At 62.3% G+C, this 20,911-nt stretch carries 22 protein-coding genes; 2 read left to right on the forward strand and 20 right to left on the reverse strand.

The features are described from left to right. Positions 1-82: 82 nt before the first annotated feature. The 7 genes from R4P64_RS12425 to R4P64_RS12455 all read right to left on the reverse strand — a co-directional run bounded on the left by R4P64_RS12425 (position 83) and on the right by R4P64_RS12455 (position 8,417). Complete coding sequence (locus R4P64_RS12425) at positions 83-2,626, reverse strand: ATP-dependent Clp protease ATP-binding subunit (protein ID WP_033236331.1); 2,544 nt, start codon at positions 2,624-2,626, stop codon at positions 83-85. Positions 2,627-2,934: 308 nt separating this feature from the next. Beyond that, positions 2,935-3,843, reverse strand: coding sequence for an esterase/lipase family protein (locus R4P64_RS12430; RefSeq protein WP_317821015.1), 909 nt, complete (start codon positions 3,841-3,843; stop codon positions 2,935-2,937). A 20-nt stretch (positions 3,844-3,863) separates the two neighbouring features. Then, positions 3,864-4,805, reverse strand: a complete 942-nt coding sequence (locus R4P64_RS12435; protein WP_045069608.1) for an esterase/lipase family protein — start codon at positions 4,803-4,805, stop codon at positions 3,864-3,866. Between the two features lie 320 nt (positions 4,806-5,125). Beyond that, positions 5,126-5,329: a hypothetical protein gene (locus R4P64_RS12440; RefSeq protein ID WP_317821017.1), complete on the reverse strand. Its 204-nt coding sequence runs from the start codon at positions 5,327-5,329 to the stop codon at positions 5,126-5,128. 231 nt (positions 5,330-5,560) lie between these two features. Next, a complete protein-coding gene (gene lysS, locus R4P64_RS12445) occupies positions 5,561-7,072 on the reverse strand; it encodes a lysine--tRNA ligase (RefSeq protein WP_033236329.1) in 1,512 nt (503 codons plus the stop codon). Positions 7,073-7,083: 11 nt separating this feature from the next. Next, the gene (locus R4P64_RS12450) at positions 7,084-7,587 is read right to left on the reverse strand and encodes a DUF1772 domain-containing protein (protein ID WP_317821020.1); all 504 of its coding nucleotides are present in this window, start codon (positions 7,585-7,587) and stop codon (positions 7,084-7,086) included. Next, positions 7,584-8,417, reverse strand: a complete 834-nt coding sequence (locus R4P64_RS12455) for an NAD(P)H-binding protein (RefSeq protein ID WP_317821022.1) — start codon at positions 8,415-8,417, stop codon at positions 7,584-7,586. The genes R4P64_RS12450 and R4P64_RS12455 overlap by 4 nt, the downstream gene beginning before the upstream one ends. An 80-nt stretch (positions 8,418-8,497) precedes the next feature. Here R4P64_RS12455 and R4P64_RS12460 point away from each other — a divergent pair, with 80 nt between their 5' ends. Continuing rightward, positions 8,498-9,475 carry an AraC family transcriptional regulator gene (locus R4P64_RS12460; protein ID WP_317821024.1) on the forward strand — a complete coding sequence of 326 codons (978 nt, stop codon included), beginning with the start codon at positions 8,498-8,500 and terminating at the stop codon, positions 9,473-9,475. On the opposite strand, the gene R4P64_RS12465 is transcribed toward R4P64_RS12460, so the two are convergent. The 6 genes from R4P64_RS12465 to R4P64_RS12490 all read right to left on the reverse strand — a co-directional run bounded on the left by R4P64_RS12465 (position 9,436) and on the right by R4P64_RS12490 (position 13,810). Next, positions 9,436-9,858 (reverse strand): rhodanese-like domain-containing protein, encoded by a 423-nt coding sequence (locus R4P64_RS12465; protein WP_092806033.1) that lies wholly within the window; start codon positions 9,856-9,858, stop codon positions 9,436-9,438. The two genes, R4P64_RS12460 and R4P64_RS12465, sit on opposite strands and share 40 nt — an antisense overlap. A gap of 2 nt (positions 9,859-9,860) precedes the next feature. Beyond that, positions 9,861-10,373, reverse strand: a complete 513-nt coding sequence (locus R4P64_RS12470; protein ID WP_233364049.1) for a cysteine dioxygenase — start codon at positions 10,371-10,373, stop codon at positions 9,861-9,863. Between the two features lie 277 nt (positions 10,374-10,650). Then, positions 10,651-11,466, reverse strand: a complete 816-nt coding sequence (locus tag R4P64_RS12475; protein WP_033236325.1) for a type III pantothenate kinase — start codon at positions 11,464-11,466, stop codon at positions 10,651-10,653. Positions 11,467-11,468: 2 nt separating this feature from the next. Then, positions 11,469-11,915 carry an aspartate 1-decarboxylase gene (gene panD / locus R4P64_RS12480; protein ID WP_033236324.1) on the reverse strand — a complete coding sequence of 149 codons (447 nt, stop codon included), beginning with the start codon at positions 11,913-11,915 and terminating at the stop codon, positions 11,469-11,471. 28 nt (positions 11,916-11,943) lie between these two features. After that, a complete protein-coding gene (gene panC / locus R4P64_RS12485; protein ID WP_317542802.1) occupies positions 11,944-12,876 on the reverse strand; it encodes a pantoate--beta-alanine ligase in 933 nt (310 codons plus the stop codon). Next, a complete protein-coding gene (locus R4P64_RS12490; protein WP_317821029.1) occupies positions 12,869-13,810 on the reverse strand; it encodes a Rossmann-like and DUF2520 domain-containing protein in 942 nt (313 codons plus the stop codon). The genes panC and R4P64_RS12490 overlap by 8 nt, the downstream gene beginning before the upstream one ends. Here R4P64_RS12490 and R4P64_RS12495 point away from each other — a divergent pair. Next, on the forward strand, positions 13,791-13,916 hold the full coding sequence (locus tag R4P64_RS12495) for a hypothetical protein (protein ID WP_255285245.1): 126 nt from the start codon (positions 13,791-13,793) through the stop codon (positions 13,914-13,916). The two genes, R4P64_RS12490 and R4P64_RS12495, sit on opposite strands and share 20 nt — an antisense overlap. Positions 13,917-13,929: 13 nt before the next feature. Here the strand turns inward: R4P64_RS12495 and R4P64_RS12500 are convergent, their stop codons facing one another. The 7 genes from R4P64_RS12500 to ftsH form a co-directional block, all read right to left on the reverse strand. Then, positions 13,930-15,111, reverse strand: a complete 1,182-nt coding sequence (locus tag R4P64_RS12500; RefSeq protein ID WP_317821031.1) for a DUF6779 domain-containing protein — start codon at positions 15,109-15,111, stop codon at positions 13,930-13,932. A gap of 70 nt (positions 15,112-15,181) precedes the next feature. Next, entirely contained in the window at positions 15,182-15,649 is a 468-nt protein-coding gene (locus R4P64_RS12505) for a DUF3180 domain-containing protein (RefSeq protein WP_033236378.1), read from the reverse strand. Between the two features lie 17 nt (positions 15,650-15,666). After that, positions 15,667-16,170 (reverse strand): 2-amino-4-hydroxy-6-hydroxymethyldihydropteridine diphosphokinase, encoded by a 504-nt coding sequence (folK, locus tag R4P64_RS12510; protein WP_033236320.1) that lies wholly within the window; start codon positions 16,168-16,170, stop codon positions 15,667-15,669. Next, a complete protein-coding gene (gene folB, locus R4P64_RS12515; RefSeq protein ID WP_033236319.1) occupies positions 16,167-16,532 on the reverse strand; it encodes a dihydroneopterin aldolase in 366 nt (121 codons plus the stop codon). Before folB ends, folK begins: the two co-directional genes overlap by 4 nt. Position 16,533: 1 nt before the next feature. Then, positions 16,534-17,346 carry a dihydropteroate synthase gene (folP, locus tag R4P64_RS12520; RefSeq protein WP_317821099.1) on the reverse strand — a complete coding sequence of 271 codons (813 nt, stop codon included), beginning with the start codon at positions 17,344-17,346 and terminating at the stop codon, positions 16,534-16,536. Positions 17,347-17,399: 53 nt separating this feature from the next. Then, entirely contained in the window at positions 17,400-18,017 is a 618-nt protein-coding gene (gene folE, locus R4P64_RS12525) for a GTP cyclohydrolase I FolE (RefSeq protein WP_033236318.1), read from the reverse strand. A 58-nt stretch (positions 18,018-18,075) separates the two neighbouring features. Next, positions 18,076-20,685, reverse strand: coding sequence for an ATP-dependent zinc metalloprotease FtsH (gene ftsH, locus R4P64_RS12530; protein ID WP_317821034.1), 2,610 nt, complete (start codon positions 20,683-20,685; stop codon positions 18,076-18,078). Between the last annotated feature and the right edge of the window lie 226 nt (positions 20,686-20,911).

Raw genomic sequence — 20,911 nt, forward strand, 5'->3', positions numbered from 1 at the left:
GAATATGCTCTCTCCCCGTGATACACAAAACGGGCGGCACCGGTAAGGGTGCCGCCCGTTTTCGTTTACAGCTCTGTACTACTTACTCTGCGGCGCTTTCGCTCTCGCCTGCCTTGGACAGTTCGATCGGCGGCGCGTCCGGCACGTCGATCGGCTTCTTCGTAGGCGTGAACGTGAACTTCGCGTCCTCGCCCGAGCCTTCGCCGTCCCAGCCTTCGACGTCGACGAGCACGATGTGTCCCGGTCCGATCTCTCCGAAGAGGATCTTCTCGGACATCTGGTCCTCGATCTCGCGCTGGATGGTGCGACGCAGCGGCCGCGCACCCAGTACCGGATCGAATCCGCGCTTGGCCAGAAGCGACTTGGCCTTGTCGGTGACCTCCATGGCCATGTCCTTGTTCTTGAGTGCCTTCTCGACGCGAGCAAGCATCAGGTCCACCATCTGAACGATCTGCTCGTTCGTGAGCTGATGGAACACGACGATGTCGTCGATACGGTTCAAGAACTCGGGACGGAAGTGCTTCTTCAGCTCATCGTGCACCTTGAGCTTCATCCGCTCGTAGTTCGAGCCGGTGCCCGTTCCCGAGCTGAAGCCCAGGCCGACAGCCTTGGAGATATCCGACGTACCGAGGTTGGACGTGAAGATCAGCACCGTGTTCTTGAAGTCGACGGTACGACCCTGACCGTCGGTGAGACGGCCGTCCTCGAGCACCTGCAGGAGGGTGTTGTAGATCTCCTGGTGTGCCTTCTCGATCTCGTCGAACAGCACGACGCTGAACGGCTTGCGACGGACCTTCTCGGTGAGCTGGCCGCCCTCTTCGTATCCGACGTACCCGGGAGGGGCACCGAACAGACGCGAAGCGGTGAAGCGGTCGTGGAACTCGCCCATGTCGATCTGGATCAGAGCGTCGTCGTCGCCGAACAGGAAGTTGGCGAGCGACTTCGCGAGCTCCGTCTTACCGACACCGGACGGGCCGGCGAAGATGAAGGAGCCCGAGGGACGCTTGGGATCCTTCAGACCTGCACGCGTACGACGGATCGCCTTCGAGACGGACTTGACCGCCTCTTCCTGGCCGATGATCCGCTTGTGCAGTTCCTCTTCCATACGGAGCAGACGAGTGGTCTCCTCCTCCGTGAGCTTGAAGACGGGGATGCCGGTCCAGTTGCCCAGAACCTCGGCGATCTGCTCGTCGTCGACCTCGGCGATGACGTCCAGGTCGCCCGCACGCCACTGCTTCTCACGCTCAGCGCGCTGAGCAACGAGGGTCTTTTCCTTGTCACGCAGGTTCGCGGCCTTCTCGAAGTCCTGCGCGTCGATCGCGGACTCCTTCTCGCGACGCGCGTCGGCGATGCGATCGTCGAATTCGCGCAGGTCCGGCGGTGCAGTCATCCGACGGATGCGCATTCGCGCGCCCGCCTCGTCGATGAGGTCGATCGCCTTGTCCGGCAAGAAGCGGTCGTTGATGTAGCGGTCGGCCAGCGTCGCAGCTGCCACGAGAGCACCGTCCGTGATGGACACGCGGTGGTGAGCCTCGTAGCGGTCACGAAGACCCTTGAGGATCTCGATGGTGTGCTCGACGGTGGGCTCGCCCACCTGAACGGGCTGGAAACGACGCTCGAGTGCGGCATCCTTCTCGATGTACTTGCGGTACTCGTCGAGAGTGGTGGCACCGATGGTCTGCAGCTCACCGCGGGCAAGCTTGGGCTTGAGGATGGAGGCCGCGTCGATAGCGCCCTCAGCCGCGCCCGCACCCACGAGAGTGTGCAGCTCGTCGATGAACAGGATGATGTCGCCGCGGGTGTTGATCTCCTTGAGAACCTTCTTCAGGCGCTCTTCGAAGTCACCGCGGTAACGGCTGCCGGCCACGAGCGACCCGAGGTCGAGCGTGTACAGCTGCTTGTCCTTGAGGGTCTCGGGGACCTCACCGTTGACGATTGCCTGAGCCAGGCCCTCGACAACAGCGGTCTTACCGACACCGGGTTCACCGATGAGGACCGGGTTGTTCTTGGTACGACGCGAGAGAACCTGCATGACACGCTCGATTTCCTTCGAGCGGCCGATGACCGGGTCCAGCTTGCCTTCGAGGGCAGCTTGCGTCAGGTTGCGACCGAACTGGTCGAGCACGAGCGAGGTGGACGGCGTGCCGGCCTCTCCGCGAGTGCCACCGGTTTCGGTGGGCTCTTTGCCCTGGTAGCCCGACAGCAGCTGGATGACCTGCTGGCGGACACGGTTGAGATCGGCACCGAGCTTGACCAGAACCTGGGCTGCAACGCCCTCACCCTCGCGGATGAGACCGAGCAGGATGTGCTCCGTACCGATGTAGTTGTGTCCGAGCTGCAGCGCTTCGCGCAGACTCAGCTCGAGGACTTTCTTGGCGCGCGGTGTGAAGGGGATGTGACCGGACGGAGCCTGCTGGCCCTGGCCGATGATCTCCTCGACCTGGCTGCGGACTCCCTCGAGGGAGATACCCAACGACTCCAACGACTTGGCGGCAACACCTTCGCCCTCGTGAATGAGGCCGAGGAGGATGTGCTCCGTACCGATGTAGTTGTGGTTGAGCATCCTGGCTTCTTCTTGAGCCAGGACAACAACGCGCCGCGCGCGATCGGTGAACCTCTCGAACATCGCTCTCCCTCACACTCTCCGGCGGGCAGGTTCGAGACCGGATGTCTCGTCCCTGGTCGCCGCGTTTCGCTCCGGCACTACAGACTGATCGCCTCGCCGGTCAGCAGACATGGCGTCTACGAATCGACTGAGGTTGCACGACCCCACTTATTACTCTAGAGGGCGCGAAGTCCACCTGCTGCTCCTCCACCCGATTGGCAGGGGATACCGGCTTACTTACATCTCACAACGTCGCAGCTCCGGCAATCGTTTCCCACTTCCTGTACGCCTGAAGCGAACAGGTACGTATATCGAGTTCGGCGCTGAGATCAGCCGATAATCGGGAGCACTCGATCACACGGGATTTCACGGGTCGCCGACGGATCGAGTGCCGCCAGCGTCAACGCTGCCGTTCTCTGTGACGCCACCACGGCAATGTGGTCCGACCGGTCCTGCGGGCAACCATCCTGCACCACAACGTTGGACGCATTCGACGCCGCGAGTATTCCGCTGGTGTACGGAACCACTACTTGGTCGTAGCGAGTCACGATATTGGAGTACTCGACGGTGTCCGCGTACACGCCGGCGTCACGCAGCTCGGACACAAAGCTCACGTTGTCGAAATCCGGACCGCCGACGCCTTTCGGCGGACCGACGTCGGAACCGTTCCACAGCGGGGCTATCGACACGATCTTCGAGACCTTGTCGTCACCGCCTGAGAACTTGGCGTAGTACCCACTGACGGTCGTCCCCTGCGAATGTCCGACGAGATCGACTTTCGAGGCACCCGTCGCCTCCAATACTCCGTCGACGAAGTCCGACAACTGCTGTGCACTCTCCGGCAGCGGCGCGAGGCCACCTGCAGCCGACAACGGCCATGGCAGGTCGAATCGGTTCCCGAACGTGAGTGCAAAAACGCAATAACCCTCGTTCGCGAGAACCGGCGCAAGTACCGCCCAGTTGGTCTGACGGTTTGCCGCGGTTCCGTGGACGAGGACCACGGGATCCGGATGCGCCACCGAAGGCGTGCACGAGTAGTTGTTGGTTCCCGGCACTGATCCCCCGGGGTCGAGCGCTTCCAGCGCAATCCCGCTGGCGAAACCGAACGGAACAGGCAGTGTTGAAGTGACAGACGGTGTAGTCACGGGCGGCGTATCCGCCGACGCACGTTCCGGCGCGGCAGCAGCCCCCAGTACTGCTGCCGCAACCGCCGCGCAGGCTAGTGCCCGTATGCCCATCGCACGCCTCCATGCTCTGCTCAACCCACGATGGGCCACACCGGATGACACGGTACCGGTCGCGGGTGCGATGGATCGAGCGCATTGAGAGCAAATGTCGCAGCGCGCAGCGATGCCGCGATGGCGAGGTGATCGGAGATGTCTTGCTCACAACCGTCCTGGACAACAATGTTGGTGGCGTTCAGCCCAGGCTCGAGACCATTTGTGTACGGAAGAACCAGCTCGTCGTATCGCGTCGTGATGTTCGTGTAGTGAACACCCGACGCGTAGACGCCACCGGCACGAAGATTCTCGATGAACTCCGATCCCGCGCCCATGTTCAAGCAGGCTTTACAGATCGGGAATCCGGCCTGCGCTGCCTCGGACACCCCGAGATCACGCATGGTGCGCCCGATGCTGACCTGCTCGTTTCCGAGCGTTCCCTTCCACAGCGGCGCAACCGAGATGATGTTGTCCACTTTGTCGGCGCCACCGAGGAACTTCGCGTAATACCCGTTGATGATCGTGCCCTGCGAATGTCCGATCAGATCTACCGACGACGCTCCGGTAGCACCAAGAACCTGATCGACAAAACTCGACAATTGCGCTGCACTGGAAGGTATTTCCTGCATCCCACCGATCGCCGACAGCGGCCACGGCTGTTCCGGAAAATTGCCGTAGGTCAGCGCGAAAACGCAGTAACCCTCATTGGCGAGCAATGGCGAATAGGTAGCCCAGTTGGTCGCCCGGTTGCCGGCCGTACCATGCACGAGCACAACGGGATTCGGATGTTCAGCAGTCGGCTTACACGAAAAGTCGTTGGATCCGGGAGCCGAACCACCAGGATTCCCCAACTCCTGGGGAACGCCGGCAAGAAACGCACTGGGAACGGGCAACGGTGCCTGCGCCGACGCCGTCGACCCCATCCCGACGAGGATCGCCGCCGCGAGTACAACTCCCCCGAAAATCCCAGTTCTGCGCACGATCGACTCCTCTGACGGCAGATACAAACCGTGCAGACGCTAACAAACTAGAACGCGTTATCAATCGCTTTTCGGAAAACGTGCCCACAATGTGCTGATTCAACCCTCTGGATCGGCCACCACCGAAGATCGATGTGGAACGCGGCCAACCTCAACCTATCGCCACCAAATTCGGTCTCACCTATGACATTCCACCCGATTGGCGAAATAGCTCAGACTCAGTCGCCGGGTGGACCACCACTGAGGACACCATTATCTTTGGCGCACTTGGGGACTACAAGTACAACTACTGCAGCAAGTCGGACGGCAGCACCCTTGCCCTAACCGGCGCAACCGGTCGCAACGGCGTCGACATCGACACCGTCGCACAAGAATGGGTCCACAAAGCCGATCTCATTTTTTCCGACAAGCACGGCACCCACGCCACCATCGCCTACAGCGAACCAACTCACTTCACCATTTCCGGACGCCACCAACATCCCCCCAGACAACGAATGCGACCCGTCATCAGCAACATTCGACATCGTCGCCACACCTGGATACGCCACGGCGGAAGTGATGATCTTCCTGATCCAGTCAGATCAGGGTCACCCCAAGTCCCTCGACAAGGCAGCGATCGACCAGATCATCTCGACGATCCGAAAGTCGGAGACCACGGACGCAACAGTTCGTTGAACTGGCGGGCCCGAATCCGTCGGGGAACAGAAAAAGGGTTCGACCACAACAGTGTGCGGTCGAACCCTTTTCAGGAAAATCTAGCGAGCAGACGGACGCACGATCGGGAACAGGATCGTCTCGCGGATTCCGAGGCCGGTGAGCGCCATCAGCAGTCGGTCGATACCCATGCCGGTTCCCGTGGTGGGCGGCATACCCTGCTCCATTGCCGCGAGGAATTCCTCGTCCAGCACCATTGCTTCGTCATCGCCGGCCGACGCGAGGCGCGCCTGATCGACAAAACGCTCACGCTGGATGACCGGGTCGACCAGCTCGGAGTAGCCTGTCGCCAGCTCGAATCCGCGAATGTAGAGGTCCCACTTCTCGGTGACACCCTTCTTACTGCGGTGATCACGAGTCAGGGGCGACGTCTCGACCGGGAAGTCCCGCACGAACGTCGGCACGTACAGCTGATCGCCGCACTGGTGCTCCCACAGCTCCTCGACAAGCTTGCCGTGGCCATAGCCCTTGTCCTTGGGAACCTCGAGGCCGACCTTCTCCGCCAAGGCGAGAAGCTCGTCGACCGTCGTATCCGGCGTGACCTCGGTGCCGATGGCAGCCGACAGCGACGGGTACATCTCGAGAACCTGCCACTCGCCACTGACGTCGTACTCGGAACCGTCGGCGAGGGTGAGGACCTGCGTGCCGAATGCTTCCTGCGCAACTTCCTGGACGAGCTCACGAATCATCTTCGCGGAATCGTCGTACGTGCCGTAGGCCTCGTACGTCTCGAGCATCGCGAACTCGGGCGAGTGAGTGGAGTCGACGCCCTCGTTGCGGAAGTTGCGGTTGATCTCGAAGACCTTCTCGATACCGCCGACGACGCAACGCTTGAGGAACAGTTCCGGTGCGATACGCAGGTACAGGTCGATGTCGAGGGCGTTGGAGTGCGTGACGAACGGGCGAGCTGCCGCGCCGCCGTGCAGCGTCTGCAGCATCGGCGTCTCGACCTCGAGGAAGCCGCGGCTCTCGAGCGCATTACGCAGCGCACGGACAACAGCGACACGCTTGCGGGCGTTGTCCCGAGCCTCGGGCCGAACGATCAGGTCCGCGTAGCGCTGACGCACCCGGGACTCTTCACTCATTTCCTTGTGAGCGACCGGCAGGGGACGCAGCGCCTTGGACGCGATCTGCCACGCGTCGGCCATCACGCTGAGCTCACCCCGACGGGAGCTGATGACCTCACCGTGGATGAAGACGAAGTCGCCGAGGTCGACGTCGGACTTCCAGGCGGCCAATGCCTCTTCGCCGACGCCGGCGAGGCTGATCATGGCCTGCAGCTGGGTACCGTCGCCCTCCTGCAAAGTCGCGAAGCACAGCTTGCCGGTGTTGCGCATGAAGATGACGCGGCCGACGACGCCGACAATCACGCCGGTAGCGGTGTCAGCTTCGAGTTCCGGGAACTCGGCACGGATCTGCGCCAAAGTATGCGTGCGATCAACCGAGACCGGGTACGCCTCCTGCCCCTGCGCCAGGATCCGCTCACGCTTCTCGCGCCGGATACGGAGCTGCTCGGGGGTGTCGTCGACTGGCTGGGCTTCTACATCACTCACGGGGTACAAGACTACTGGGCCGTGTCCACCGCGTTTGTTGCTGGTAGCACCGCGGCCACCGCGAGCACGATTCCCGACAACAGGTACAGGCCAACCCTGACGTGATTCCACATCGTCCAACCGGCCTCGTACGACGACCATGCGCCTGCTTCGGTAGCCCTGACCGAGGCAAAAGCGTCGTTGTGAGGGACGTGATAGATCGCCGTCACCGCTAACGCCGCGAGGACGCCGACGCAACCGACAACAGCGAGCACCCAACCGTCCGGTCTCGAGATCGATGCCCAGATTCCGGCGGCGATCGCGGTGAGCGCCGATCCGACGAGGGGCAGCATCAAGGCACTCCGCGGTGCTTCCACGTTGAACGCCTGCATCGACGTAATCGCGGTATGTGCATCCACCGAGCGCAGGGCCGGCATCACGAAGGCGGAGAATGCGAACAGCGCACCGCCGGCGACCAGCGCACCGAACGCAGTCACGCCGACCAGCAACTCCAGAAGGATCTCGGATTTCTTCACGACCAGACCCCCGTTCGAGCAGCATCGGCGGCAAAAGTGGTGAAATCTCGAGCGGGTCGTTCCAGGACCTCTTCGACGACGCCCGTCACACTTTGATTTCGTCCGTCGAGAACCTCGGCAAACAGATACGTGAGCAACTCGACGACATCACTCGGGACGCCAACTTCTGCCATGCCGTCGGAAAACTGTTGCAGTCCAATCGTTTCGAATGACACCGCACGCCCCGACGCCGCCGAAATCGCCTCAACGGCCTCCGCGAAGGTGAGCAACTCCGGACCCGTCACCTCGAGAACTCGGCCGAGGAGGTCGGTTCGAGTCAATGCGGCCACCGCCACATCGGCGAGATCGTCGACGTCGATGAACGGCTCCCCCACCTCGCCTACCGGAAGTTCCAGGTGACCTTCCCGAATCGGATCGAGTAGATACCCCTCACTGAAGTTCTGGGCAAACCAACTGGCCCGCACCACAGCCCATTCCAGACCGCTGTCGGCCAGAACCTGCTCGGCTTTCTGCGCCGCCGGTTCACCGCGCCCGGACAGGAGCACCATGCGACGAACCCCTTCGCGGTACGCAAGCTCCGCAAGTTCCTCGATGTGGGTGCTCGATTCCGGCACTGCGAGGTCCGGCGCATAGGTCACGTATGCCGCTTCGACACCGGACATCGCGGGCTGCCACGTCGTCTGATCGTTCCAGTCGAAACGCGTCCCGGATGTTCTCGACGCGATTCGGGTACGGATTCCCACCGCCGTCAGCCTCTGCGCAACGCGCGCACCGGTCTTGCCGGTACCACCGATCACCACTGCCGATTGAATGTCGCTTGTTGTAGTCATGAACTCATTCGATCGCGCGGCGGCAATACGATCCATAGCTGAAGGTCGCAAAAACATACGTCAGCGTCTACCGTCGAAACATGGATGCATTGTCGATGATGCTGGCCGGATCGCGGGCGGAGGGCGCTTTTCTGCTGCGCTCGCTGCTCGATCCGCCCTGGTCATTACGTATCGAGGACCACGCACCCGTCACCGTGCTGATTCTGGTTCGCGGTACGGCAGTCGTCGTCTCGGACACCGGACAGACCGAGAACCTCGAGGCCGGCGACATTGCACTCCTGCGCGGCCCCGATCCCTATACGGTCGCCGATAACCTAAGCACCCCGATCCACGTACTCATCGACGAGGCACAAAACTGCGCCGCAGTCGACGGATCACCACTCGAGGACATGTCGGTTCTCGGCGTTCGCACGTGGGGCAACTCGACCAGCGGCCAGACCGTCATGCTCACGGGCACATACCGTTTGGACTCTTACGTCAGCGGGCAGATTCTCGACAGCCTGACACCCGTCGCGGTAGTCCGTCGCAGCATGGAAACCACGCCGATGACGACGCTTCTGGAACAACAAATCGCCGCGGACGGGCCAGGACAGGAAGTGTTGTTGGACAGGCTCCTCGACCTGGTTCTGATCTCGGCGGTCCGTACCTGGTTCGCGGCGAACCCGGATCGATCACCGCGATGGATCAAGGCCTACGAGGATCCCATCATCGGGCATGCCTTGCGGCTCATGCACAATCGGCCGGAACACCCCTGGACGGTCGCGGCTTTGGCCCAGGAAGCCGGCTGTTCGCGAGCCGCCTTCGCGCGCCGGTTCACCGGTCTCATGGGGATCGGACCGGTTGGCTACCTGACCGAGTGGCGCTTGTCGGTGGCGGCAGATCTGCTCGCAGACCCGGCACGAACGGTGTCGTCGATCGCGCGAGAAGTGGGTTACTCGAGCCCCTTTGCCCTCACAACCGCCTTCACCCGACATCACGGGGTGAGCCCGAAGGCGTTCCGGCAAACCCGCCGGCCGCCTCAGTGGGCGGAAACCGCCGCCAACTCACGGGTGCAATGACGCACTCCGCTGAGCGCACCGAGCAAGCCCGCAGCCTTGATCGCCTTGTATCCGCCAACCAGATCGGTGGCGTTACGCAGGCCGAGTTGCTGCAACGACGCAGCGGCCAGGCTGGAGGTGTAGCCCTCGGAGCAGACGATCACCCACTCGACGTCGTGGTCGGTGGCTAACGCGAGGTGTGCGCTGCTGGTGGGGTCGAGTCGCCACTCGAGAACGTTCCGCTCGATCGCGAGTGCGCCGGGAAGAGTTCCCTCGATGGCGCGCTGCGCCTGCGGGCGAATGTCGACGAAGATCGCCCCGCGATGAAAGGCTTCGGTGAGCTGGAAGACGTACATACGATCGATCTGTGCGCGAGCGTCGTCGAGCATTTGGTCGATAGTCATTTTCAAACTCCCTCGGGCTGGTCGGTCAGCTCGGTACGTGTGCGACGAAGTGTGTTGTTGTCCGTGACTTCGTAGTAGGACATGGCCGTCAATGGCGGCGAGTAGGCGTGGACGCTCAAAGTCGGTGAATCAGAACTGATTTCGGTCTTCGATCCGGGCTGCGGCGGTGTCCATACGACATCGTGAACCCAACCGAGCTGGAATGCCGCCTGATCGCCGGCGTCGAGCTGACGCTCCACCAATTCTTCACCTGCCCAGCGATACTCGGTGAGCGAACCACTGAGAACCGTGAGGGCCCCGAAAGAACCTGCGTGGTCATGTAATTCGGTGTTACGTTCCGGAACCCAGCTGATGAGCCAGACGTCGACGTCGTCGTCGGCATACAAGCGAGTGGACCACCGCTCGACGGTCGGGAACGCCTCGGGAATGAGGTGATCGAAACGTCCGTCGAGAACACCGTTTGCCCCCTCGTCGGTGAGGCGCAGAAGATCAGCGGGACGCAAGCGGGTGGGCAACGAAGCCCGGTTCTGACGTCGTCCGGACGAACCGCGATTAGCACCGTTACCTGCGGAAACACCACGACCAGATGCAAGAGTAGGGGTCAAAACAGAGAGATCTGCAGAATATGTGGGTAGCACGAGCTAGCTCCAAGGAGATGTGAATTGGTCAAGGCAGCGGTCAGCCTCGACAACACTCCTGAGCACTCATGCAGCGATTCACGTTGACCATTGTGGCACAACTTCTGCGATCGCGAAACCTGTGGAGAGAATTCCCTACGTCACACATGGACGGTCACGCTATCGGCCGTCGACCCGATCCCCTACGCGCCTGATTGCGCTCGAACACCAACCGCAACCCCTCGAGCGTGAGATCCCGTTCGAGGTGCTCGATGGTGGCGGACTCCGGAATGATCAGCGGTGCACTGTCTCCCGTGGCGATCACCGCGACGTCCAAGCCACCGAACTCCGGCAACTCCTCGCGAACGCGTCGTACCAATCCGTCTACAAGACCGGCAAAGCCGAACACCGCTCCTGACTGCATGCACTCCACGGTGTTCTTTCCGACCACCGAACGCGGACGCACCAATTCCACTTTCCGCAGTGCGGCAGACTGCGACGCCAAGGCGTCGGTCGAGATCTCGAGGCCCGGCGCAATACAGCCGCCCAGAAACTCACCCTTGCCCGACACGACGTCGATACACGTCGACGTTCCGAAATCGACAACGATGCAGGGGCTCTCGTAAAGATAATGCGCCGCAAGGCTGTTCACGATCCTGTCGGCGCCCACCTCTTTGGGATTGTCCACCAGCAGCGGCACTCCGGTTCGCACACCTGGTTCAACCACAACGTGCGGAACATGTCCCCAGTACCGCCCGAGCATCACGCGAATCTCACGCAGCACCGACGGTACCGTCGACAACGCCGCGACACCGGTGATCTGATCGACGTGCTGCCCCAGCAGCCCGCGGAACGTCAACGCCAATTCATCAGCCGTCATCCGCGGATCGGTACGCATCCGCCAGTCCTGCAACAACTTCGAATACTCACCAACCCCGGAGAACAATCCCAGAACGATGTTGGTGTTCCGCACGTCGACCGTGAGCAGCACGGTTAGACCAGACTGGATTCGCGCTCGGCGTCCAGGGTCGACAGCATACGAGGAGTGATCAGACCGGAACCTTCGGGTGCGTGTGCCGGGTCGGAACCAAGTTCCACCTGGTTGTTGTCGGCGTCGACGAACACGACTCGCGGGTTGTACTCCTTGACTTCCTGCGCGTTCATCACGCCGTACGCAATGAGGATCACGAGATCGCCAGGCTTGACCAGATGCGCTGCCGCACCGTTGATTCCGATGACACCGCTGCCGCGCTCACCCGCAATGACGTAGGTCTCGAGGCGGGCACCGTTGTCGATGTCCACGATGCACACCTGCTCACCTTCGAGCAGATCGGCGGCATCCATCAGATCCTCGTCGACCGTGACCGAGCCGACGTAATGCAGATCGGCATGAGTCACCGTCGCGCGGTGGATCTTCGACTTCATCATGGTGCGAAACATATCCAAGGTCCTTTACTCGTGAGGGGGCTCAGTGAGACAGCAGGTCGTCAACAGCGTCGGCGGAAGGATCGGTGTCACGTTCGAGGAATCCGGTTCCCACCGCGACTCCCACGTTGTCGATCAACCGGGTGGAACCGAGCTTGGCGGCCACCAACAGTCGGCCGTCACCTCGCTCCGGGGCCGGTCCGAGATCAACACCACGAACTTCGAGATAGTCGACCTCGATCTCGGGCACTGCGGCCAGAACGGCGCGCGCAGTCTCGAGGATCGCTTCTGCACCACCGGCGGCAGCATGAGCGCCGGCGATCAGCGCCGCCGACAGTGCCACGGCCGCGGTCCGCTGGCTCTCGTCGAGATAACGGTTGCGGGAGGACAATGCAAGTCCGTCGAACTCGCGGACCGTCGGAACACCGATGATCTGCACGTCGAAGTTGAGATCCCACACCATCTGACGGATCAGCGTCAGCTGCTGGTAGTCCTTTTCCCCGAAGTACGCGTGGTTGGGAGCCACGATCTGCAGCAGCTTCGCCACCACCGTCAGCATGCCTGCGAAGTGCGTCGGGCGGGCGCCGCCTTCGAGTTCGCTGCCCAACGGACCCGGCATTACTGTCGTGCGCTGACCGCGCGGGTACATCGTCTTCGCGCTCGGCGCGAACACCAACTCGACTCCCTCGGCCCGAAGCAGATCCAGGTCCGCGTCGAGAGTGCGCGGGTACGCGTCCAGGTCCTCGCCGGCACTGAACTGCAGCGGATTCACGAAGATGGAGACGACGACAACCGCTCCCGTGATCTTGGCCTGACGAACCAACTCGATGTGCCCCGCGTGGAGAGCGCCCATCGTCGGAACCAACGCCACCTGGCGACCCACTCCGCGCAAGGCCTTCGACACGCGCCGAATCATGTCCGGCTCGTGATGCACTGTCAGTTCGCCGCGCTTGTATCCGCCCTGCAAATCACTCACGACGGTCACCTCCCGTTTCAGTCAAGATGTCGAACAATGTGGTGGGGGCGCCCACCCGCTGGGCCGATCGCAAGGACATAGCTCGATATCCGGCTGCAATTTCCGGGTCGAGATCCGTCAGTACTCGTAAATGTGTCTCGACGGCCGCGGCATCACCGCGAGCCACCGGACCCGTCAATGCCGACGGGCCGCGTCGTAATGCGTTGTCCAAGGCAGCGGAGAGAAGTGGCTGCAAAACCCGCTCTGCAACTCCCCCTGGATCGCCGTCGATCAACTGCTGACCGAGCAACTCATCACCCTGCAACGACGCGCGCAGCGCCTCGACGGCATCCACCACCAGCGTGACGAGGTGATTACTGCCGTGCGCCAATGCAGCGTGGTACAGCGCACGGTTCTCCTCGCGGACCCGAACCGGTTCGCCGCCGATCTCGAGGACCAGCGATTGAGCGATCGCGTACCCGATGTCATCTGCAGCGGTGATCCCGAAGCACGCCGACGACAACCGTGCGGTGTCCTCGTCATGCCCGGTGAACGTCATCGCCGGATGGATAGCCAATGGCAGCGCGCCCAGTTCCGTCAACGGAGCCAGGATCGAAATCCCGTTGGCACCGGATGTGTGGGCCACAAGTGTCCCTGGCTTGACTGCGTTCGTAGCTGCCAGGCCCATGACCAGATCCGCCAGTTGATCGTCCGGAACTGCAAGGATCAACAATTCCGAACGAGCTGCAACATCGGCGGCAGGCAGGATCTCGGAATCGGGCAGTCGTTTAGCCGCCCGCGCAACTGATGCCGCAGAGACAGCAGAGCATGCGCCGACAATGTGTCCAGCGCGCTCGAGTGCGGCGCCTATCGCAGTTCCGACCCGCCCTGCCGAGACAATTCCAACCGTCAATCGCGCAGGCACAGGTCCGTTAGTGATCCCGAAGGAAGTCACCGGATTCCTCTCGTTCGTTCCAGTCCCGCTCTGCGGGTACCAGACGTTCTTCGACGAGGATATCCCCCGCGCCAGACGCGACGCTATGGACGAGCGAGTGATCTAGGACTCAACGGCTCTCAATCTTCACGGCGCCGACGACGCCCTGAGCCTTCCGCCGGATTCGCAGAACTGAGGTTTGCCATGATCTCGGCCACCGTCAAACCGTTGGAGTGAGCACCGCTGTCGGCACTGTCCGGGACTGCGCGACGCCGACGACGTGGTTCCTCCGTGGGTTCGTTTGTTGGCTCAGGAGCACTGCTTGCAGGTGTGACAATTGGCTCAGGAGCACTGCTTGCAGGTGTGACAATTGGCTCAGGAGCACTGCTTGCAGGTGTGACCACTGGCTCTTCGACTACTTCGGCGACCACTGGCTCTTCGACTACTTCGGCGACTACCTCGACCACTTCTTCGACTACTGGCTCGTCAACGACCGGCTTGGCGACAGGCTTGACGGTCTCAGGCTTCACAACTACAGGCTTCGCGATCGGCGGCGTGACAACCACAGGCTTCGCTGCGGCAACAGCAGGCTCACGGTTTTCGCCGCGCTGCGCGCCTTGCGCCTGCTGCGAATTGCGTTTGACCTGAGCATCTTTGGCAGCCGCATTCTTCGCAGCTGCCTCGCGCCACGCGACTTCCTCGAACACGACGGTGGTTTCGGCGGTGACCGGACCGTCGTTCGGCGACGCCAACCCACCTACCTGGGGGCTCGGGGAATTGGTGGCGTTCTGACCGGCACCGGGTACGTACAGGCCCGATGCTGCGGGTTGATATGCGCTGTAGGAACCGCCGCCGAGTTCTCCGACGCGCGTCGAGTCGGCCTTCAAAGCCGGGCGTTCGGGGAGCAATCCACCTTCGAAGAGCGCTTCGAGATTGCGTCGCAGCGCCACCAATTCTTCGCGAAGTGCCGACAGTTCTGCCGAGTCGGTGCCGACTTCGCGGCGGATACGACTTTCGACACTCAACTCGTATTCGCGTCGAGCGGAAATCTCACGCTCCAGCTGCAGCTCGTACACGGTCTGCAAATCCGCGACCTTTGCTTTGTCGAGCGCTGATTCGCGGCGGTACTTCGTCATCGCGATCGCACCCAGCGTGGCTGCCCAGAGCGCCACCACCAGTCCGACACGAAGGAGTTGAACACTGTTACTGAAGATCAGAAACAGTGATGCAATGACGGCGAGAGCAAGAAGACCGGCAACGATCATCTGGCTCGCGCTGCGCTTGCTACGGCGCGCAGACTTCGATCGACCAGAATTCGTCATGGTTGCCAGGGTACTTGTCGAGAGCGCAGGTGCCATGGACCTTACCCATGCGATTCGCCTACCGCAGCGCTCAGTGCGCCGGTTCGTCTGGTGTATCTTCTGGCGTCTTACAACAGTGTTCGAGCCACAGCGCGGCTGCTACCAGCGCAATTGCTGCACCAAGTCCGACCCACGCCCCCGGCGTGTCCTCGGCGGCAGCTTTCAAAACGGATCGTTGTGGGATCAGATACACCAGTGCCCCGATCCACACCCCGGTGGTAGCTGAACCGACCAGTACTGACGCTTTTGCGAGCGCGAGGGCCCGTGCCGCAGCGATCGGGTGCAGTTGTCGATAACCGTCGCCGATCTGGCTTCCCTTGATCCGGGACCGAATGACAAACGCGAGGATCACCTCGGCGATCGCGGCCAGATACAGCGACGCGCCCGCGTACACCGGGATGGGCGGCATCGAACCGTAGAACACACGAATCAGAATCCAGGTGGCAACCGCGGCCACCCCGGTCAAAACCAGTAGTTCGCTGATTTTTGTCGGTTTCATGCCCCGATCCTGTTCGGTCACCGAATCAGAACCGAATCCGTGACGCGCACTCCGTCGCGCTCCGAGCGATCGAGGTTCGCGAGCACCTGCGCAACAGCCCGAACCTCCTGATCGACCATCAGGGTTGCACCTGGTTCGACGTCAAGCCAGGGAATGAGTACAAAGGCCCGCAGATGTGCCCGCGGGTGCGGCAGCGTCAGCTCCGGATCAGCACTGACAATTCCTTCACAATCCACCACGTCGACGTCCAAGCTCCGCGGACCCCATCGCTGATCACGCACCCGATCGGCGTCTTCCTCGAGTTTGCGCGACCGCAGCAGCCAGTCGTAGCTTCCGGCCGTCGGATCGTCCACGAGTAGGACGGCGTTGAGAAAATCCTGCTGTTCGACGCCACCCCACGGCGCGGTCGAATACACCGGTGACACAGCCACTACGGCGTCTCCGAGACCGTCGACCGCAGATTGCAAATGGGCCAGGCTATCGCCGATGTTCGAGCCGATCGACAGAACGGCCCGCGTCATTTCTGCCTCGTCCGATGAGCAACGACGGCAACGTCTGCGAACACGAGTGGGATCGGTGCCGACGGCTTGTGGACAACAACTTCGACGCTCTGCACCCGCGTATCCGTCATGACGTTGTCGGCGATCTCGGCAGCAACGGTTTCGATGAGATCGCGTGACGGTCCACCGACAATCGCTGCGGCAGCCTCGGCCAACTCGCCGTAGTGCAGCGTGTGTTCGAGATTGTCCGACGCGGCGGCCGGGGCCAAGTCCATCCACACCGTGATGTCGATGAAGAAGTCCTGACCGTCACGCTTCTCATGGTCGAAAACACCATGATTGCCACGGACTTTCAGTCCTCGTAACTCGATCCGATCGCCCATGTCAGTCCCTTTCCCGTCCACGAGACCACGCTTCCACAACAGCGATAGCGTCGAGTGACGCCTGGGCGTCGTGAACACGAACACCCCACGCGCCATCACGTGCAGCAAGCGCGGAGACCACCGCCGTCGCAGTTTCACGGCCGGCCGGCGGCCGCGGCGTCCCGTCGGAATCGCTGAGCAGCGACCCGAGGAAACGCTTACGCGACGCCCCCACCAGAACAGGAAAACCCAACGCCGTGAACTTCGGCAACGCCCGCAGCAGTGCCCAGTTGTGGTCGGCGTTCTTCGCGAACCCCAGGCCCGGATCGAGGATGATGGCAGAGGAATCGACACCCGCTTTCAGCGCGAGGTCGACCTGAGTCAGGAGTTCGTCACGAACGTCGGCGACAACGTCGTCGTAGTGATCGGCGCTGCCGCGGTGAACGTAGTCACTCGCCGAGCGCCAGTGCATCAAAACCCACGGAATCCCGGCATCGGCAACCACCGACGCCATGTCGGCATCTGCGCGACCGCCGGATACGTCGTTGACGATGTCGACGCCGGCTTCGATCGCGGCAGCGGCAACCGATGCGCGCATGGTGTCGACGCTGACGCGAATGCCCGCGGCCACCAACTCCTCGATGACCGGCGCTACCCGTGCCGCTTCCACTTTCGGATCAACCCTCGAGGCTCCCGGCCGGGTCGATTCGCCACCGACATCGACGATGTCTACGCCCAGAGCTTTCAGTTCCAGTCCGCGGGCAAGCGCCGCATCTCGATCGAGGAACTGGCCACCGTCCGAGAATGAATCAGCGGTGACGTTGAGGACCCCCATCACCAGCGTCCGACCCGGATCCGTCGACACGCCGCCCGCCGAGTTCACTGCGCTCACTTACGAAGAATGAGGTCCAGAGCCTCGGAACGCGAGGCCGCGCTGGACTGCAGGAGCCCACGAACAGCCGAGGTCGTCGTGTTCGCACCGGGCTTGCGGATACCACGCATCGCCATGCACAGATGCTCGGCCTCGATGACCACGATGGCACCGCGCGGATCGAGCTTGCGCATCAACGCATCGGCGATCTGACTTGTCAGCCGTTCTTGGACCTGCGGCCGCTTCGCGTACAGATCGACAACTCGCGCCAACTTGGACAGTCCGGTGACCTTGCCGGATTTACCCGGGATATAGCCGACATGTGCCACTCCGTGGAACGAGACCAAGTGGTGCTCGCAGGTCGAGTACATCGGAATGTCTCGCACGAGCACCAGTTCCTGGTGTCCTTCGTCGAACGTGGTGTTGAGTGCCTGATCCGGTTCGGAGTACAGCCCGGCAAAGATCTCCTTGTACGACCGAGCCACCCGTGCGGGTGTGTCGAGCAAACCGGGACGGTCCGGATCCTCGCCCACCGCGATCAACAGTTCACGAACCGCTGCTTCTGCACGGGCCTGATCGAACGGCCGCCCTGTTTCAACCGATACCAGTTCACTGACCACTTCATTCACCGACAACCGAACGCTCCTCGAGAGTTTGTTTCATACCCCGCCGCATGAGCCTAACGGCGGTTGGTCAGCGAGATCCGTCCGGTCCGTCCCAGCGCATGGTGCTCGGTCCGTCGTCGCTCGACGCGGCGTTGGGATCCGACTCCGGCGCCAGCCACTGATCCTGACCCTCGACGCCCGTGTTGCCACCGGCATTTCCACGGTTCGGATCGGCAAACGGCCCACCGTCCGGGTACTGCACCGGGTAGCTCGGTTGACCCTGTTGACCCGTGTAATGCTGGGTCGGGTACTGAGGCTGGCCCTGGTACTGCTGGCCCGGATTCTGCTGCTGGCCCGGATTCTGCTGACCATAGGCCTGCTCACCCGGATGGCTCTGCGGCTGACCGTACTGACCGGGTGCGGGCTGGCTGTACTGACCCGGTGCCGGCTGGCTGTACTGACCCGGTGCCGGCTGACCGTACTGGCCCGGCGCAGGCTGTGCCTGGTTGGGCGTGCCCTGGTATCCGCCGGTCTGCTGGCCGGGGTACGCCTGCGTCTCGTTCTCGCGCGGCGGCCAACCCGGAGCCGACCAACCGGCCGGTGCTCCGTAGTCGGGAGTACCCGGCGCGGGTGCGGGTTGCTGGGGGGCCGCAGGCTGCTGCTGCGGAGCATTGGGCTGCGCGTAACCGTTGGAACCGCCGATGCTCGAGGCAGCGGGCGCACCCGACTTCACGAGTACGGGCGCCGGAGCCGGCTCCGGCCACGTCTCGCCACGCTCGATCGCCAATTCGCGAGGCGTCTTGACCGGCGGACGATCCGACGGCGTGCGGCCACCGAAATCATTGAACGCCGTGATGCGCGGCCGCTTTTCGACGCCGGCAAGAATCTTCTCGAGATCCTTGCGGGTCAACGTCTCACGCTCGAGCAGTTCGCTGGCAATGAGGTCGAGGGCGTCACGGTACTCGCTGAGAATTGCCCACGCTTCGGTGTGCGCGGCCTCGATGAGGTTGCGCACCTCCTCGTCGATCTCTCGGGCGATCTCATGCGAGTAGTCGGACTGCACGCCCATCGAACGGCCGAGGAACGGATCGCCGCCCTCCTGCCCGTAGCGGACTGCACCGAGCTTGGCGCTCATGCCGTATTCGGTGACCATCGCGCGAGCGATCTTGGTGGCCATGTCGATATCCGACGACGCTCCGGTGGTGGGCTCGTGGAAGACCAATTCCTCCGCGGCGCGTCCACCCATCGCCATCACGAGACGCGCGATCATCTCGGAGCGCGTCATCAAACCCTTGTCGTCCTCTGGCACCGTCATCGCGTGGCCGCCGGTGCGACCGCGAGCGAGAATGGTGACCTTGTAGACGGGCTCGATGTCGGGCATCGCCCACGCCGCGAGTGTGTGTCCACCCTCGTGGTATGCGGTGATCTTCTTCTCGTGCTCGCTGATGATGCGGCTCTTGCGACGCGGTCCACCGACAACGCGGTCGACGGATTCCTCCAGTGCGGCTTCCGTGATGACGGTGCCGTTCTCGCGCGCCGTGAGCAGTGCGGCCTCGTTGATGACGTTGGCCAGATCAGCGCCCGACATACCGACGGTCCGCTTGGCGAGACCCTCGAGGTCTGCGTTGGGATCGATCGGCTTGCCCTGCGAATGAACACGCAGGATGGCGCGTCGGCCGGCGAGGTCGGGGGCACCGACGGGAATCTGGCGGTCGAAGCGGCCCGGACGGAGCAGAGCCGGGTCGAGAATGTCTGGGCGGTTGGTTGCGGCGATCAGGATGATGCCGGTGCGGTCACCGAAACCGTCCATCTCGACGAGCAACTGGTTAAGAGTCTGTTCACGTTCGTCGTGCCCGCCGCCGAGGCCTGCGCCACGCTGACGACCGACGGCGTCGATCTCGTCGACAAAGATGATGCAAGGGCTGTTCTGCTTGGCCTGCTCGAACATGTCACGAACACGCGACGCGCCGACACCGACAAACATCTCGACAAAATCGGAACCGGAGATGGTGAAGAACGGGACACCGGCTTCGCCTGCAACAGCGCGAGCGAGCAGCGTCTTACCGGTACCGGGAGGCCCGTACAGCAGAACACCGCGCGGGATCTTGGCACCGAGGGCCTGGTAACGCGTCGGATTCTGGAGGAAGTCCTTGATTTCGTACAGCTCTTCGACAGCTTCGTCCGCACCGGCGACATCGGCGAACGTGGTCTTGGGCATGTCCTTGGACAGCTGCTTGGCCTTCGACTTACCGAAGCCCATCACACCGCCACGTCCCCCGCCGCCCTGCATGCGGTTCATGACGAAGAAGAAGATGCCGAACAGAATGATCATCGGCAGGACGAACAACAGAATCGACGTCAGCCAACTCTGAGTGGTGACGGTGGTGTTGAACTTCTCGAGCCCGGCACCCTCGATGTCCTGGAAGATCTGCTGGGACGCACTCTCGGGGTACTTCGCCAAGATCTGCGTCTGGCCACCAGTCGCGTCGTTACCTTCCTTGAGCCACAGGCGAACCTGCTGCTCACGGTCGTCGATCTGCGCAGACGTGACGTTTTTAGCGTCTATCTGGGAGATCGCGACCGACGTATCGACGGTCTTGAAGCCACGGGTGTCGTTACCGAAGTAGCTGAAGGCGTAGATCACCATCAGCACGACGGCTACGAGTAGCACGTTACGGAACACAGTCTTACGGTTCATACAGGTCGGCCGAAGTGGCCGGTCCTTTCGGGAGTGCGGGTCTGCCGGTCGCCGCCGGCTGTCAACCGGACACCTGCAGGTTACCGTGGTCGGTCCTGTCTGTGCCCGTCAGCAGCCGTCGAGGTCGATCGAAACGATCGTCTGCAATTTCAACGACGACCAGGACCACGAGGTTCCCGAGCAATCACAGCGCATAGTTCCCTGTAAGCGAACACGCACTCCAAAG

Origin of the sequence: Rhodococcus sp. IEGM 1366, from assembly GCF_033142425.1 — a bacterium.
Lineage (GTDB): Bacteria > Actinomycetota > Actinomycetes > Mycobacteriales > Mycobacteriaceae > Rhodococcus_F > Rhodococcus_F globerula.